Annotated in this window: 1 protein-coding gene; it reads right to left on the bottom strand. The window is 74.1% G+C overall.

Translation table 11 applies throughout. The features are described from left to right. Positions 1 to 128: 128 nt before the first annotated feature. On the bottom strand, positions 129 to 929 hold an 801-nt coding region (locus tag GMA12_RS18160), incomplete at its 5' end, for an FAD-dependent oxidoreductase (protein ID WP_162460053.1).

Raw genomic sequence — 929 nt, 5'->3', positions numbered from 1 at the left:
CGGAAGACGGCCTCGTCCACGTAGCTGGATCCGGGCAGGGTGGAGATCAGGGACTCCGAGACAACATTGGTCGACAACACGAACTCCTTACGACGTACTGCGGAACGGGTGGGGCGGGTGGAACGGTTTCATGCCCCGACCGGGGAGGCGGCGGTGGCGGCGGCGGCGGCCGAGGACGCGGCGGCGACAGCGGCGGCCACGGACTGGGCCGCCTCGTGCGGCGGGGCAGGGGTGCGGGCGGCAGCGGCGATCTTCTCCAGGGTCTTGCGCCAGCGGCCGAAGAGCTTGATCTGGTTCCAGCCCAGCACCGCGACCGGTTCCTCCCCGGCGTAGTAGACGGCCAGCAGGGAGTCCTCGCCGGGGCCGCCGTGCTCGTAGGCCACCCGATCGGCGCGGGAGGCGTCGCCGGCGAACTGCAGGCGGGTGCCGTACTGGTCGGACCAGAAGTAGGGGGGCTTCACGGCCGGCAGGGTCGCCGGGTCAGCGCCCAGCAACGCGGACACGGCCACGCCCGGGCGCTGGGCGGCCCCCGTCCAGTGCTCCACCCGCTGGTGGCGGCCGGTGACCGGCTCCCACCAGGCGGCGCAGTCACCGACCGCGACGACCCCCGGGAGGCTGGTGCCCCCCACCGCGTCGCAGACCACACCGTTGCCCAGCTCGATCCCGGAGCCTTCCAGCCACCCGGTGTTGGGGATCGCCCCGATGCCCACGACCACGACGTCGGCGGGCAGCACCCGCCCGTCGGCCAGGTGCACCGCGCTGACGGATCCGTCGGTGCGGGTGAAGTCGGCGATGTCGGCCCCGCAGACCAGCTCGACCCCGGCGGCCTCGTGCAGCCCGGCCACGACCGCCCCCAGCTGGGCGCCCAGCGGTCCGCACAGCGGGGTGGGGGACTTCTCCAGCACGGTGACCTCCATGCCCAGCGCGTG

The organism is Kocuria sediminis (assembly GCF_009735315.1).
Lineage (GTDB): Bacteria > Actinomycetota > Actinomycetes > Actinomycetales > Micrococcaceae > Kocuria > Kocuria turfanensis.
Note: the sequence above shows the minus strand (reverse complement) of the source record. Positions and strands in the feature narration are given on the sequence as shown.